General features: G+C 65.4%; 14 protein-coding genes and 1 riboswitch. Of the genes, 9 read left to right on the top strand and 5 right to left on the bottom strand.

Annotation, left to right across the window (positions count from 1 at the left end; translation table 11 throughout):
- Nucleotides 1-97 precede the first annotated feature (97 nt).
- The 3 genes from LFT47_RS20265 to LFT47_RS20255 all read left to right on the top strand — a co-directional run bounded on the left by LFT47_RS20265 (nucleotide 98) and on the right by LFT47_RS20255 (nucleotide 2,197).
- Nucleotides 98-760 carry a hypothetical protein gene (locus tag LFT47_RS20265; RefSeq protein WP_236813558.1) on the top strand — a complete coding sequence of 221 codons (663 nt, stop codon included), beginning with the start codon at nucleotides 98-100 and terminating at the stop codon, nucleotides 758-760.
- Nucleotides 761-893: 133 nt separating this feature from the next.
- The gene (locus LFT47_RS20260; protein WP_236818729.1) at nucleotides 894-1,445 is read left to right on the top strand and encodes an RNA polymerase sigma factor; all 552 of its coding nucleotides are present in this window, start codon (nucleotides 894-896) and stop codon (nucleotides 1,443-1,445) included.
- A complete protein-coding gene (locus tag LFT47_RS20255) occupies nucleotides 1,442-2,197 on the top strand; it encodes a hypothetical protein (RefSeq protein ID WP_236813556.1) in 756 nt (251 codons plus the stop codon). Before LFT47_RS20260 ends, LFT47_RS20255 begins: the two co-directional genes overlap by 4 nt.
- A 73-nt stretch (nucleotides 2,198-2,270) precedes the next feature.
- Here the strand turns inward: LFT47_RS20255 and ald are convergent, their stop codons facing one another.
- On the bottom strand, nucleotides 2,271-3,389 hold the full coding sequence (ald, locus tag LFT47_RS20250; protein WP_236813554.1) for an alanine dehydrogenase: 1,119 nt from the start codon (nucleotides 3,387-3,389) through the stop codon (nucleotides 2,271-2,273).
- A 220-nt stretch (nucleotides 3,390-3,609) separates the two neighbouring features.
- Here ald and LFT47_RS20245 point away from each other — a divergent pair, with 220 nt between their 5' ends.
- Both LFT47_RS20245 and LFT47_RS20240 read left to right on the top strand, forming a co-directional pair.
- Nucleotides 3,610-4,824, top strand: coding sequence for a PucR family transcriptional regulator (locus LFT47_RS20245; protein WP_236813552.1), 1,215 nt, complete (start codon nucleotides 3,610-3,612; stop codon nucleotides 4,822-4,824).
- 243 nt (nucleotides 4,825-5,067) lie between these two features.
- A complete protein-coding gene (locus LFT47_RS20240; protein ID WP_236813550.1) occupies nucleotides 5,068-6,075 on the top strand; it encodes a hypothetical protein in 1,008 nt (335 codons plus the stop codon).
- A gap of 21 nt (nucleotides 6,076-6,096) precedes the next feature.
- Nucleotides 6,097-6,240, bottom strand: a riboswitch (cyclic di-AMP (ydaO/yuaA leader).
- Between the two features lie 84 nt (nucleotides 6,241-6,324).
- Here LFT47_RS20240 and LFT47_RS20235 read toward each other — a convergent pair.
- Nucleotides 6,325-7,449, bottom strand: a complete 1,125-nt coding sequence (locus LFT47_RS20235) for a flavin-containing monooxygenase (protein ID WP_236813548.1) — start codon at nucleotides 7,447-7,449, stop codon at nucleotides 6,325-6,327.
- A 40-nt stretch (nucleotides 7,450-7,489) separates the two neighbouring features.
- Here LFT47_RS20235 and LFT47_RS20230 point away from each other — a divergent pair, with 40 nt between their 5' ends.
- Nucleotides 7,490-8,110, top strand: a complete 621-nt coding sequence (locus LFT47_RS20230) for a TetR/AcrR family transcriptional regulator (protein ID WP_236813546.1) — start codon at nucleotides 7,490-7,492, stop codon at nucleotides 8,108-8,110.
- Nucleotides 8,111-8,117: 7 nt separating this feature from the next.
- On the opposite strand, the gene LFT47_RS20225 is transcribed toward LFT47_RS20230, so the two are convergent.
- Nucleotides 8,118-8,516 (bottom strand): helix-turn-helix domain-containing protein, encoded by a 399-nt coding sequence (locus tag LFT47_RS20225; RefSeq protein ID WP_236813544.1) that lies wholly within the window; start codon nucleotides 8,514-8,516, stop codon nucleotides 8,118-8,120.
- Between the two features lie 60 nt (nucleotides 8,517-8,576).
- Here LFT47_RS20225 and LFT47_RS20220 point away from each other — a divergent pair, with 60 nt between their 5' ends.
- Together LFT47_RS20220 and LFT47_RS20215 are read left to right on the top strand one after the other, a co-directional pair.
- On the top strand, nucleotides 8,577-9,344 hold the full coding sequence (locus tag LFT47_RS20220) for a TetR/AcrR family transcriptional regulator (RefSeq protein WP_236813542.1): 768 nt from the start codon (nucleotides 8,577-8,579) through the stop codon (nucleotides 9,342-9,344).
- A 107-nt stretch (nucleotides 9,345-9,451) separates the two neighbouring features.
- A complete protein-coding gene (locus LFT47_RS20215; protein WP_236813540.1) occupies nucleotides 9,452-10,717 on the top strand; it encodes an acyl-CoA dehydrogenase family protein in 1,266 nt (421 codons plus the stop codon).
- A 172-nt stretch (nucleotides 10,718-10,889) separates the two neighbouring features.
- Here the strand turns inward: LFT47_RS20215 and LFT47_RS20210 are convergent, their stop codons facing one another.
- Both LFT47_RS20210 and ptsP read right to left on the bottom strand, forming a co-directional pair.
- Nucleotides 10,890-11,168: an HPr family phosphocarrier protein gene (locus LFT47_RS20210; protein ID WP_236813538.1), complete on the bottom strand. Its 279-nt coding sequence runs from the start codon at nucleotides 11,166-11,168 to the stop codon at nucleotides 10,890-10,892.
- Nucleotides 11,169-11,208: 40 nt separating this feature from the next.
- Nucleotides 11,209-12,897: a phosphoenolpyruvate--protein phosphotransferase gene (ptsP, locus tag LFT47_RS20205; protein ID WP_236813537.1), complete on the bottom strand. Its 1,689-nt coding sequence runs from the start codon at nucleotides 12,895-12,897 to the stop codon at nucleotides 11,209-11,211.
- A gap of 117 nt (nucleotides 12,898-13,014) precedes the next feature.
- Here ptsP and LFT47_RS20200 point away from each other — a divergent pair, with 117 nt between their 5' ends.
- On the top strand, nucleotides 13,015-13,737 hold the full coding sequence (locus tag LFT47_RS20200) for a TetR/AcrR family transcriptional regulator (protein WP_236813535.1): 723 nt from the start codon (nucleotides 13,015-13,017) through the stop codon (nucleotides 13,735-13,737).
- Nucleotides 13,738-13,772 lie beyond the last annotated feature (35 nt).

Genomic DNA, 13,772 nt, shown 5'->3' with positions numbered 1-13,772 from the left:
AACGATGTAAGGGGAGTGTGGACAACGTCCGCACTGATCATCCGGTAGCGACAAAGCCGCTGCCGGAGCAGTCCCAAAACGTTTGTCGGAGGGTTTCATGTCCTTGTTCACTGTCCTTGCCACCAGCAAAATCGCCGCTAGCGTCCTTGCCGCCGGAGCTGTAGCGGTTGGCGGAACCGGCGTCGCAGCCTTCAACGGAGCGCTTCCCAACGATATGCAGAAGAGTGCCCACGAGCTGCTCGGAGCCCCGGCTCCGGTCGTTTCCAAAGCCGCCGAGTCCGCACAGTCCAAGACGGCTGAGGCGTCCCAGACGGCCACGTCCAAGGCGACTGACGCCGCTGCCGACGCTAAGTCCAAGGCCACTGACGCCGTCGACGACGCAAAGTCCAAGGCCACCGCAGCCGCCGAATCGGCCAAAGCCACCTCACCGGAGGCGTTCGGCCTCTGCACCGCTCTCCTCAACGGCGGCCTGAAGGCTGACGCCAAGGTGCCCGGCTACTCCTCACTGGTTGTTGCCGCTGGCGGCGAAGCCAACGTCAACGCTCACTGCGCAACTGTAGTTAGCGAAGGCAAGGCTGCCGGACTGAAGGCTGACGGATCCGCTTCCGCCAAGGCCGACGCCGATGGAAACGCCGCACTGCCTGCTACGCCTGCCGTGCCGGCTGTTCCCGCAGTGCCGTCCGCACCGGCCGTCCCTGCTGTACCGTCCCAGGTGCCGACCGTACCTGTGCACGTGCCGTCCGATTCTGTCCGCCCGTAACACTGCGGCTACGCTGGAACGGCGGGGCTCCTTGGCTAAATGACAGGGAGCCCCGCGACGCAACAGACTGCGGCAGTGGTCATTTCCCAGGCCAGGGACGATGACCGCGCTGCGTGGGATGGAGGGGTCGCGGGTGCTTGACCCTTTGGCTGATGAATATTTGCAGGCGGACGAGGAAGATCCCGCACTGCTCTTCACAGCTGCCTACAACGAGTTTTCCGGACCGGTGTTTGGATACCTACGCGCCCGCGGCGTAGACGATCCGGAGGCGGTTACCCAGGACGTGTTCCTGGCGCTTTATCCCAAACTGGATTCCCTCCACGGAGGTCTCCAGGGGGCCAAGACCCTGCTCTTCTCCATAGCGCATGCGCGAATGGTGGATCACTATCGCAAGCGGGAACGCACCCCTGATTCCGCGCCCTACGAATCCGATCTGGATTCGCGGCGCGCGCCTTCCGCCGAGGACCAGGCATTCGGGCATGGGGAAGGCCTGGGCGTAACCGAGCTACTGGCCGACCTTAACCCCGACTATCGGGAGGTCCTGGCACTACGGGTCGTGGCGGACCTGTCGTTGGAAGAAACAGCGGACATCATGGGCAAATCCCAAGGAGCCGTGAAGCAGTTGCAGCGCAGGGCATTGAGTGCACTGAGAGAACGTGCACTACTAAGGAATGGCACATCATGAGCGAAAAATCCGCATCCTGCGGCGAGCAAGGCGTTGACCGCCTGCTTGCTGAAGCCGGGCTCGACGAAGCATACGAGATCCGGACCGAGCTGCTGGAACTCCGCGCCCTTGCGAGCACCCGGCCACAGCCCTCGGCGGCTGTGCAAGCCTTGATGGTATCTGCCCGCGTCGCGACCGCGCCGGTTGAAGCTGTTGAGGCGGCTGAGGCTGTTGCGCCTTTTGAGGCGGCTTCCGCCGCCGCGGCTGCACCTATCGACGAATTGGCCGCCCGTCGCCGCAAAAAGGCCCGTTTGACCTTCGCCGCTGTTGCCGTTGCGGCTTCCCTTGCCGCCGGAGCTACCGCAGCGGCTGCGTCCGAGGGCGGCATTCCGGGAACGATTGAACACTTGGGCGCCGTAGTGGGGTCGGTCGTCTCCCAGCTCACCCCTGGGTCTGGCGGCAACGCTCCGCAACAGCAGGGAACGCACCCGGAGCTAGTTCCGATGCCCACCCAGGGGACGGGCAATCCCGCGTCGCCTTCGCCGGAGTCCTCCAGCCCCGGCGCCCAAAACAAGAACACACGTCCGTCGCAGCATGCCACGCCCAGCACTACCCCCGGGTCAGAGCCGGATGCGCGTAAAGAATTGCAGGACATCGCCAAGGGCCGCCCGGGACCTATCACGATCCCGACGCCGGCGGTCCCAACGCCCACGCTTCCCTTGCCTCAGCCCGTTCCCTCCGAGATCCTCCCGGGAAACCCGGTCAAACCGTAACCGGTGATCGATTGCTCCGTAACTGTCGTTCTGAAGGCTCAAAACGACAGTTACGGAGCAGTCGATGGAGAAACTAGGCCGAAACCAGGTTGTGCCAGTCGGCGACGAGGGGCAGGTTGTGCGCCTCGGAGACCGAGCGGTGCGTGACCTTGCCTGCCGCGATGTTGAGGCCGGCTGCCAGGGCGGGGTCGCGGTCGAATGCGGCCTTGACCCCCAGGTTGGCCAGTGACACCGCGTAGCGCAGGGTGACGTTGGTCAGCGCGTACGTGGAGGTATTCGGAACGGCGCCCGGCATGTTGGCGACGCAGTAGAAGATCGTGTTGTGGACCTTGTACGTGGGTTCCTGGTGCGTGGTGGGGTGCGTGTCCTCGAAGCAGCCGCCCTGGTCCACGGCGATGTCCACCAGCACGGAGCCGGGCTTCATGCGGGAGACGAGCTCGTTGGTGACAAGCTTGGGGGCCTTGGCGCCCGGGATCAGCACGGAACCGATGACGAGGTCGGCGTCGACTACGGACTTCTCGATCTCGTACGCGTTGGACGCGACGGTCTTCAGGCGGCCCTGGTAGAGGGCATCCAGTTCGCGGAGGCGGTTGATATTGATGTCCATGATGGTGACATCGGCTCCCAGGCCGAGGGCCATGGCGGCGGCGTTGGTACCGGCAACACCGGCGCCGAGGACAACGACCTTGGCCGGGCGGACACCCGGGACGCCGCCCAGCAGCACGCCCTTGCCGCCGGCCGGAGCCATGAGGGAGGAAGCGCCGACGACAACCGACAGGCGGCCGGCGACCTCGGACATCGGTGCCAGCAGGGGCAGGGCACGGCCGTCCTGGACGGTCTCGTAGGCGATGGCGGTGACGCCGGAGTTGATGAGTTCCTGGGTCAGCTCGGGCTCGGCGGCCAGGTGCAGGTAGGTGAAGAGGATGAGGCCCTTGCGGAAGCGGTGGTACTCGGCGCTGATGGGTTCCTTGACCTTCATGACCATGTCGGCGCGGGCCCAGACGTCGTCGGCCTCAACCACGATCTCCGCACCGGCAACCGCGTATTCCTCGTCCGTGATGCCGGAGCCCAGGCCTGCGCCGCGTTCCACCAGCACGGTGTGGCCGTGGGTGCGGAACTCGTGAACGCCCGCGGCCGTGATGGCAACGCGGAATTCGTTGTTCTTGATCTCTTTGGGGACACCGATGATCATTTTGGGCTCCATCTTCGAAAGGCTTCAACGGCCTTTTTCTCTGCGGGGGACTGTGATTCCAGAATAAATCCGCTGTGAGCCAGGCGACAGGAAAGGCGATCGCCGCCGTCGCTGACATTCCCGGAATTCCGGGGTTTTTGCCGCTCGCGACTCGACATTTGTCGATATTGAGAGCGTCAGGTGTCGCCTGATGTTCGTGGGGCAAAGTAGTGTTTTCTCCATGCAGCAAGACGTGGAGAAAATCGTCGAGGACGTCGCACTCAAGTTGGGCCGCGGCCTCTCCCTGGAAGACCTCGACGGCGTACTGCTCGCCTACAGTTCCAACCAGTCCCACGCGGACCGCGTGCGCGTGAATTTTCTCCTGAGCAAGCGGGTTCCCGTGGACGTCAGTGCGTGGCAGCTCTCGCACGGTATCGCTACCGCGGTGCGTCCCGTCGTCGTGCCCGCCAATGAGGAACTCGGGATGGTGGGGCGTGTCTGCGTTCCGCTTCTGGTGCGCGGATTCCGCGTCGGATACCTCTGGGTCCAGCAGGACCTTGACGAGCAGACCGCGACGGCGATACTCGCCGAGCTGCCGGGCGTCCGGGACGAGTTGGACCTCCTCGCGGGGTTGCTGCTCGATTCCAATACGGCCGAGTCGGAGTTCCGGCGCCGCCGTGAGCAGGAATTCCTGGCTGCATGCCAGGGTGAGTCCAATGCGGTGGCGGCCGTGGCGGGATGGAAGGAGATCCAAGGCCGGGGACCGTGGCAGCTGGTTACCGTGCTCGACGCGGAGGACAGTGGCGGAGTCTCGGATCCGATCGCGGCGACCCTGACGCACCGTTCCGCCGCGCTTCAGGCCACTATCGGTGTCGATTCCGTGCTTTTCAGCGCCGGCACGGAGACGCACTCGGTCTTGTTGTTCCGCGAAACCGGCGGACGGGCGGAGCATGCCCAGGTCTTGGTTCACTACCAGCTGGAACTCGCCAAGCGCGCCGGCCGGAAGGTGGACCGGGTCATTCTCGGCATCAGCGAGCCGTTTTCGGTCATCCGCCAGCTGGGCCGGGCGTACCGGCAATCGAAGCTCGCGGCCCAGGCTGCCGCCGTCGATCCTCCACTGGGCGAGCTCGTGGACAGCCGCTCGGCCGGGATCTACCAATTGTTCGAACGGCTGCAGGCGCCCGGGGGCTGGGATGATTCGGGCTCGGCGCAATTTCAGGAGATCGAGGACGCGGACCGCAATGGCGAGCTGCTGCCCGTGCTCGAACTGCTTTACGACAGCGACGGTTCGGTCCAGGACGTGGCCACGAAGCTGCATTTGCACCGGAGCAGCATCTACAACCGGCTGGCAAGGGTCCGCCAGCTTATCGGTGCTGATCCGTTGAATGGCGCTATCCGCCTCGAACTCCACGCAACGCTCAAAGCGCGCCGGTGGGCGGGCCGCCCGCGGATTTGAAGCACTGGTAGCGGAAGCCGCTGGTAGCGGAGGCGCGCTGGCCTACTTGTTGAATTGCCTCAACTGAAGGCTGCAGCGCCAGCGGTCCGGCCGGTACTGAATCATCTGCGTCCGAGTGTGTCGGCAGCACCGCCCGTGCCATTCGACGGCGAATGTTCGATGCTGTCCCATCCTCATTGCAGGGCCTTGGTTGCTGCGTCCAAAATCGACCCAAGATCAACGCCTGGCTGCGTGGGCTGTGGCGTGGGAGTAGGACTGGCCGGGGTCCGCGGCTTCCAAGAACCTGTGGGCGCAGGGGAGGGCGTGCCGGTCTGGGGTGGAGTCGGCGTGGGGGTAGTTGGCCCTGTTGGAACCGGGCTGGGAGCCGGTGCAGGCTGGGCCGGAACCGGCGTTGAAGGAACAGGCACCGGGGTGAGGCTTGGGGGCAGTGCTGACGGGACGGCAGGGACCTGGACGGAGATCGACGGCGCCGGGACACTCGACGGTTCGACGGCGGCGGGTCCTTGCGGCGAATGTTGCGCCGGGTCCGCGGCGGTCTGGCCGGACTTGGCACTTGGCGTAGCTGCTGAAGGTGATGCCGCAGCGCTGGGGGACGTGCTTGCCGGCGCGGACGGAGCGCCGGATTGGGTGGAGCCTTGGCTATCTGCGCTGGCGGCGTCCTGGGCGCGGGATTGCTGGCCGAAGAAGGGCAACTCGAGGGCTTGGCCAAGGGAGCCAGCGGCCAACAAGATGCCTAACGCGCCTGTCACCACTGCCATTCGGTTGCTCATGGTCCGGACGGCGGCGGCCTTCTTGAGGACGGCGTGTGGTTCGCGGCTGAAGGACGAACCGGTGAACGACGCCGGACCGACGCCGGGACGGGGCGCCGCGGGAAGTACCGTCGCGGCTGCGTTCTCGGCTTTGGCCGACTCAGCTGTGGCGCGAGCCAGGGTCGCAGCAGACACCGTTGGAATGGCTGCGGTGGCGGGTTCTGACGACGAGGGGGCCACTGCTGGGACAGCCACCGTCGGTATGGCTGCGGTTTCGCTGGCTTGGGAAGCTCGCCTCCGTTCGGCCGCGCGGGCGGCCGCGCGCGTGGTGGGTGCCGCCGTCGTCGGGGTTGCCGCGGGGGTGGGTGCCGCGGGGGTGGGTGCCGCCGTCGAACTCAAAGGTTCAGAAGCCGGTGCAGCGATGAACGGTTCGCTGTCTTTGGCCCGACGGCGTCCGGTTGCTTTGGTGCTCTCGCCCGCCACTTGGGCACGGCGAGGCTGATCCATGGTTGGGGACATGGTGACTGCCTCTCAACGCCTTCGAGGTTAGCTGTCGGGTTCGGACGAGGCCGTCCGGCCGCGCATGGCGGCTTCACCCCAAGGGCCCGAATTGGGCCCGGAGACTCTGGGTCCCCCGTCTCTGCCGCGGGTCTGGCGGATTCCGGGTTGCGGCAGAGCTCGGCGTCAACCCGGAAGCGGCCCGGTTGGGGACTGGGTCGCCCCTCGACGTTACAACAGCCGGAATGCAAAGTCACATTTGAATAACGGGCGCAGTGACCCGTTTTTGCCCGGCCTGCCCGGCGATGAGTCCGGCAACGTGTTCGGCGTCGCGGCCGACCCCGCCCACGAGGCCAGAGGTCAACCCGTATTGGAAGGGCATGCCCACAAAGAACAGTCCGGGGAGTTGTTCCACGGCGCCCCGGCACGTGAGCGGCCAGCCGTCCCCATCCGTGGGAAGTCCTTGGATCCAACCAAAGTCCGGTTGGTAGCCGGTAGCCCAGATCACTGTGGACACCGGGATCGCGTGGCCCTGATCGGTCCGGGGTTTTCCCTCGCGCGTGCCCGTCACGCGTGGCAAGCGGGTGACTCCCGCGGCGTCGAGCTCTCGGGTGGAGGCCCGGATCAGCGGCGCGCCGTGCTTGGTGAACCCGACCGCGACTTTGCGGCCGATAGGGGTGGACCTGTTCAGCACCTTGTGGATGAAGAGCCACCAAGCCCCGCCGGCGTATCGCGTCACCGGGCCCGGAATGTGGAACGGAGGGGTTCCGGCAATGTAGGTGCGGTGGGTAGGTGCGAGCTCCAGGGCGATTTCGACGCCGGAGGTGCCGGAGCCGACCACCAGGACATCTCCGGGCGGAACCGAGTCCGGGTTGGTGTATTCGGCTCCATGAAGTTGGTGGATGCCGGGATCCAGCTCCTCTGCGAACGCCGGAATCCTCGGCTGTGCGTTCGGACCGGTGGCAACAACAACGTTCTTGGCCAGGATCGACCCGGAGCTCGACTGCACTCGGAACCGGCCGTCCTCCCGTTCGATCCCGACGACGTGGGCACCGTGACGCACCGGGAGTTCCCAGCGGCTGGCGTAGTCCTCGAGGTACTCGGCCATGGCGTCTTTGCCGGGAAAGCTGCCTCGGGCGGCCGGAAACGGCATGCCGGGAAGGGAATCATGCTGCGCCGGGGTGAAGAGCCGCAAGGAATCCCACCGGTTCCGCCACACGTCGCCCACGCGGGCCTGCGAGTCCAGGATGAGGAAGTCTTGCCGGTGCTTCTTGAGGTGGAATCCGGTGGCGAGCCCTGCTTGCCCGGCGCCAACAACTACGGTGTCCACTGGCTCATTGCTGTCCATCGCGAAGCCTCCTGAGGTGTTCGAGGTCATTAGAATAGCATTCCAGTCACTAGAATGCTATTCTTTTTGCGTGGAAATCCGGCACAATGACAGGCGGCTAGCTCAAGCTGTCGCAACCAAGGCCGCCGTGGTGGAGGCCGCTCGGCAGCTGTTTCTGAGCAGGGGATACGTGGCCACGACCATCGGGGCCGTTGCGGAGCAAGCAGGCGTGGCTATCCAGACCATCTACAACTCCGTGGGTAACAAGGCTGCGCTGCTCTCGGCCGTGGTTGACGCGACCGCCGCGGGCCCGGATGCTCCCCGCTCGGTCCCGGAGACGATGCGCGAGCGGACTGCCGCAGCCGCCGACGCCGTGGCGGTCCTGGCGTTGTTGGCAGACTGGTTCGCCGAGGTACATCCGCGAAGCAGCCAATTGTTCAGCGTCATGAGGCAGGCCTCCGCCGTCGACGCCGAAGCGGCAAAAGTGGAGCGGGACCGGGCCGAAATCCGGCTGCGGAACTATGCGGAAGCAGCGGCTGCGCTCAGGCGGCGCGGGGCACTGACTTCCGGCATGAGCGACGAGCAAGCTGCTGCCGTGATCTGGTCGGTGGGTCACCCGGACACCTACCGGTCACTCGTGTTGGATTTCGCCTGGGGACTGGAGCGCTACCGGGATTGGGTCCACGCGGCGCTCAGGGCGGCCCTCGCGTAGCCTGCGGCTACTCGCCGGTGGTTTCCTCGTTGATCGCGGACGTCTTCTTCTGGTTTTCCCGCCATGCCATGATGTCAGCGAGCCTGATGCGGCGGTGTGTCCCGCGGTATTCCACCGGGATTTCGCCACGGTCGGTCATGTTCCGCAGGTAGGTGTGCGAGATTCCCGCGAGCTCGGCCGCTCGGGACGTCGTGAGCATTTCCTCCACGCTGCTCACGGTCACCGCGTCGCCCCGGCCCAGCCTGCCGAGGAGGTCGACGACGGCGTCCCTCGCCTCATCCGGCAGCCGGTGGACCGTGCCGTCCACGAAGACGGTGATGTCGTTGCTGTCCTGGAGTGAGCGCGCCAGGTTCCGGGCGTCGTCCGCGGCCAAGCCAGGGGTCACGCGGGGAGCTATCAATGCCATGGCAGAAGCCTAGCCGCGCTCGAGGCTGCGCGCTGACGCCGCCGTGTTAGATTCACGCCTATGGTCAACTACCCCGCCACTCCGGATCCAGGCCCTGCCGTGGCCGCGGCAATCGAGCTACTGGTGCGGCAAGGCTACGACGCGACCTCCGTGGACGACCTCGCCGACGCTGCCGGGATCAGCCGAAGCACGTTTTTCCGCAAGTTCGGATCCAAAGAGGACATCGTTTTCGCCGATCACGACCGTATTCTGGCGCAGGTCCAGGACTTCCTTGCGGGAACGACGGCGGATCCGTTGCACGCCGTCGTGGATGCCGCGCTCTTGGTCTTTGGCCACCACATGGGCAACCGGAAGACCTCCGTTGCCCGCTACGAACTTCTGCATCAAGTGCCAGCCCTTCGCGATCGTGAACTGGTCATGACGCATCGTTATCAGCGCGCATTTAGGAATCATCTCCTTTCTGCTCTGCCCGAGGGTGAGGGCACGGAGGTTACGGCCGTGGCCTTCGCCGCATCGATAGTCGCCGTGCACAACAGCGTCCTGCGCCGATGGCTGCGGTCTGTTGCTGCTGGCGAACGCGTCGAGGGTGTTGAACACGGCGGGCGCGAGGCGCAGGAAGCTGAAGCCCATGAGTTGGCCGCCCAGCTTAGCCGTGAATTGGGCGCGTTGGCGGATACCTTTGCCCGTGTTTTGGCCGGGCCGGCGGGTAGCGAGGTGGCCGGTGGGCCGTCCGCGGAAAGCAGCCGCCCCGCCGTCGTGGTTGCCGTCCTGGATCGGGCGGCGGGCACGGAAGAGATCATTCAAGCGGTCCGGAACGCCTTGGCATAGCTCTTGGTCCCGCAGAATCCTTAGTGACATTGAGTTCCTTGACATGAAACTGAGTGTCAGCGCAAACTGGGAGTTGTAGATCGCAACCCCAGAGCGAGGATTTCCCCATGACGACGACGTCCGATAGCACTTCCGAGGAACTGGATGCCGTTTTTCCGGACGGCGCAGCCTTCCCGGCCGGGACTATGGAGCCCGAGTACGTTCTGAACGAATCCCTGGACCCGGATCCGGCCTCCGTTTTCAAGGACATCAGCCGCGAAGACCGCGCGTACTGGGACCGCGCGCGGACCTTTGTCCGGGACGAAGTGCTCCCGGTCATCACGGGGTACTGGGAGCGCGCGGAGTACCCGCTGCACTTGGTGAAGCGCTTGGGTGAACTTGATCTGCTGCGCGATGGAATCAACATCGACGGGTTCCCGGCCATGAGCAAAACCGCCGCCGGACTGGTCACCATGGAACTGAGCCGCGGGGACGGCTCCATCGGCACGGTTGTCGCGGTCCAGGGCGGATTGGCGCTGCGGTCCGTGGCCGAATGCGGTTCCCGCGAGCAGCAGGCCCGTTGGCTTCCATCACTTGCCCGGGCCGAGGAATACGGTGCCTTCGCCTTGACCGAGCCAGCGCACGGCTCCGACTCTGTGGGACTCGAGACGACAGCGACCTCCGTCGAGGGCGGTTATGCGCTCAACGGTGAAAAGAAATGGATCGGCAACGGCTCGATCGGCGGGCTGACGGTTGTCTGGGCCCGTGGCGACGACGGGCAAGTTCACGGATACCTTGTCCCACAGGATTCCGCCGGATACTCCGCCACGACCATCGAAGGCAAGCTCTCACTCCGGGCCATTTGGCAGGCACACATCCGCCTCGAAAATGTCTTCGTCCCGGCGGAAAACGTGCTCCCGGGTGCCCGGACTTTCAAAGACACGGCCCGGGTGCTCTTGGCGACCAGGCTGGGAGTGGCCTGGTCCGCCGTCGGGCATGCCACTGCCTGCTACGAAACCGCTGTGCAGTACGCTGCCCAACGCCGGCAGTTCGGGCGCCCGCTGGCTGCCTCGCAGATTGTGCAGGAGCGTCTTGCCCGCATGCAGTCCGAGCTCGCCACCATGCAGCTCATGGTCATGCAGATGACCAGGCTGGACGAAGAGGGGGTGCTGACTCCCGCGCAGGCGGCGCTCGCCAAATTCACCTGCACCCGCACTGCCCGCGGCATCGCCTCGAACGCCCGTGACCTGCTCGGTGGCAACGGGATCTTGTTGGCCAACCGCGTGGCCCGGCACTTCGCAGATATCGAGGGCATCCATACCTATGAAGGCACGGAGACCGTCCAAGCGTTGATCATCGGACGTTCGATCACGGGCATCTCCGCCTTCGCCTAAGGGGCGCCCCGGGACGCCCGCTCACCTATGTGGCCAAATTCCCGAACGCTCGCTCACGTATGTCGCCAAATTCCCCAACGCTCGCTCGGATATGAGCCCAATCGACGGAACCCTCCGGTTGGGCGTTGGGCTGGAGCCCGTTGTTTGTGGGCGGGCGTCGGGCGGGAGACTCCTACTCCGCGTCGAGGTCCGTTTCCAGCAGTGTCACCAGGGAATCGAGGGCAGCGTCGGCGCCGTCGCCTTCCGCGCGAAGCACGACGACATCGCCTTTCGCGGCGCCGAGCGTCATGAGCGAAAGGATACTGGCGGCGTCGAGCGCGTCGTCGGCAGGCGAACCGGCCATTGCGATAGTCACTTCAATCGGGGATTCACCGGCAGCTTCGGCAAAAATCGCAGCCGGGCGGGCGTGCAATCCGGAGCGGCTGGCGATGGTGGCGGTGCGTTCGGGCATGGTTGCTCCTTGTGTTCAGCTAGGACAAGTACGGCTGGGCTCAGAGCCCGAGTTCCTCGAGGATCGGCAGTTTCGCGCGGACCCAGGCCTTTGCGTCGAGCGCATCGGGTGCGCTGAGCGCCAGCCGGGCCAGCTCTTGCGCCTGTTCCAACGTCACCGTTTTGAGCACGGTTCCGACGGCGGCCAGCGAGCGGGCGGTCATGGACAATGTGGATACGCCCAGGCCAACGAGCACGACGGCGAGGGCCGGGTCCGCGGCTGCCTCACCGCAGACGCCAACGGGTTTGCCGTTGCCCTCTTCCGCTGAGCCCGCGACGGTCAGCTGCACGAGGCGCAGGACAGCGGGTTGCCACGGGGTGTTGAGTTCGGCAAGGGGACCGAGTTGCCGGTCGGCGGCCATGGCGTACTGCGTGAGGTCGTTGGTGCCGAGGGACGCGAAGCCCACGTGGCGCAGGACCGACGCCGAGGTCAATGCCGCCGAGGGAACTTCCACCATCACGCCGGGCGTCTTGATTCCCGCGGCATCGCACATTGACGCGAAGTGGGCAGCCTCGGCCGCGGTCGAGATCATGGGTGCCATGACCCACACCTCGGCTTCTGATTCGTCGGCAGCGATGGCGATGGCCTCGAGCTGGCGGTCCAAAACACCGGGCGTGGTGAAATCGGTGCGGTAGCCGCGCACACCCAGGGCCGGGTTGGGTTCGGTGGCGTCGGTGAGGAAGGGAAGGGGCTTGTCGGCGCCCGCGTCGAGGGTCCGGAGCACCACTTTCTTGCCCGGGAACGCGTCGAACACGCCCCTGTACGCGGCGGCCTGTTCCAGCACGGTCGGTTCGGTGTCGCGTTCCAGGAAGCAGAATTCGGTGCGGAAAAGGCCCACGCCCTGGGCGCCCAGCGCTGCGGCAGCGGCAGCGTCCTTGGCCCCGCCGACGTTGGCGAGGAGGGGCACCAAGTGGCCGTCCGCCGTCGTGCCGTTTCCGTCGAAAACCGCCAGAGTGGCCGCATTCTCGACCCACGCGATGGCGGCCGCGCGCTGCTCTTCGGTGGGTTCGAGGGAGAGTGAGCCGGCCGCGCCGTCCACAAAGACTTCGGCGCCGTCAGGAATTTCGTCCACTCCGCGGGCCGCGACGACGGCGGGCAGGCCGAGCGAGCGCGCGATGATCGCCGTATGGGACTGCGGTCCGCCGCCCGAGGTGACCAGTGCTGTCACGATCGCGGGATCCAGCGTTGCGGTGTCGGCGGGTGCGAGGTCTTCGGCCACCAGGATGAACGGCGTGTCCGACGCCGGGATCCCCGGGGCGGGGACTCCGCGAAGTTCGGCGACGATCCGCGCGCGGACGTCCAGGACGTCGGTGGCGCGCTCGGCCATGTACCCACCCAGGTTGTGGAGCATTTCGGACACGGAGGCGCCGGCTTCCCAGATGGCGCGTTCGGCCGAGCTGCCGTTGTTGTTGATGAGCTTGGTGGCCGACTTCAGGAGCATGGTGTCCTTGGCCATGAGCGCGGTGGCTTCCAGCACTGCCTTACCGTCTCCGCTGGCTTTGTCCGCGCGTGCTTTGAGTTCGTCGTGGACCGACTGGGCCGCCGCTTTCAGGCCAGCGACGGCGTCTTCCGCAGTGGTCGATGCGGCGAGCTGCTCGCCCGACGGCGGTTCGCTGACTGGTTTGGGCATCTGACGGATAGTGCCAATGACGCGGCCCGGGCTGACGCCTACTCCTTGGAAATTCTGCACTGAAATCCTCTGTTCCTGCTCTCGGATCGGACCCACCGGCTGCGGCGCCTCGGGGTCCGAAAAAATCTCCTGTGACTCACTTCATATAGCGTTGCTATAGGTGCTAGGGTAGCGGCTATGAGTTTCGATGACCAGCTTCCGCCCAAAACTCGGCTGCTCCGTGCAGCTGCCGAGTTGCTGGCGAATTCGGACGGGTCGCCGGTCTCTACGCGCCAAATCACCAAACTCGCCGGCGTCACGGCGCCCACGCTTTACCACCACTTCGGCGACAAGGAGGGGCTGTTCGACGCTGTCGTTTCAGCCGGCTTCGAGGAGTACGTGGCGGGAGAGCGGGACTTCGCACCCTCTGGGGAACCCCTGGAGGACGTCCGGCGGATGTGGGACAACCACGTCCGGTTCGGACTTACCCAACCGCACCTTTACCTGGTGATGTTCGGCAACATCCGTCCGGAAAGCAGGCCGGCCATCGTAGCTGATGCCGAGTCGCTTCTGGAGGAAATGCTGAGCAAGGCGGCCATTGCCGGGCAGATCAACGTACCCCCGCGCGAGGCAGCGAGGAGCATCCTGGCGGCCAACGTTGGCGTCACGCTCATGCTCATCGCAGAGCCTTTGGAAGACCGGAACCTCGAGCTCTCCACCATGACCCGGGATTCCATGATTTTCGCCGTGTCCACGGAAACAGCCCGTGGCGCCGCAGCAGACGACTCCGGCAAGTCGTCCGTTGTTGTTGCGGCAATCGCGCTGAATGCGGCACTCCAAGCCTCACATTCAGACCAGCTATCCAGTTCGGAATTGAAGCTTTTCCTTGAATGGCTTCACCGGATCTCCAGCAGCTCCTAGAGCTGTCCTCCTTCGATAGATATCGACTGATCCCG

The sequence above is a fragment of the Arthrobacter sp. FW306-2-2C-D06B genome (assembly GCF_021789175.1).
Classification (GTDB): domain Bacteria; phylum Actinomycetota; class Actinomycetes; order Actinomycetales; family Micrococcaceae; genus Arthrobacter.
Note: the sequence above shows the minus strand (reverse complement) of the source record. Positions and strands in the feature narration are given on the sequence as shown.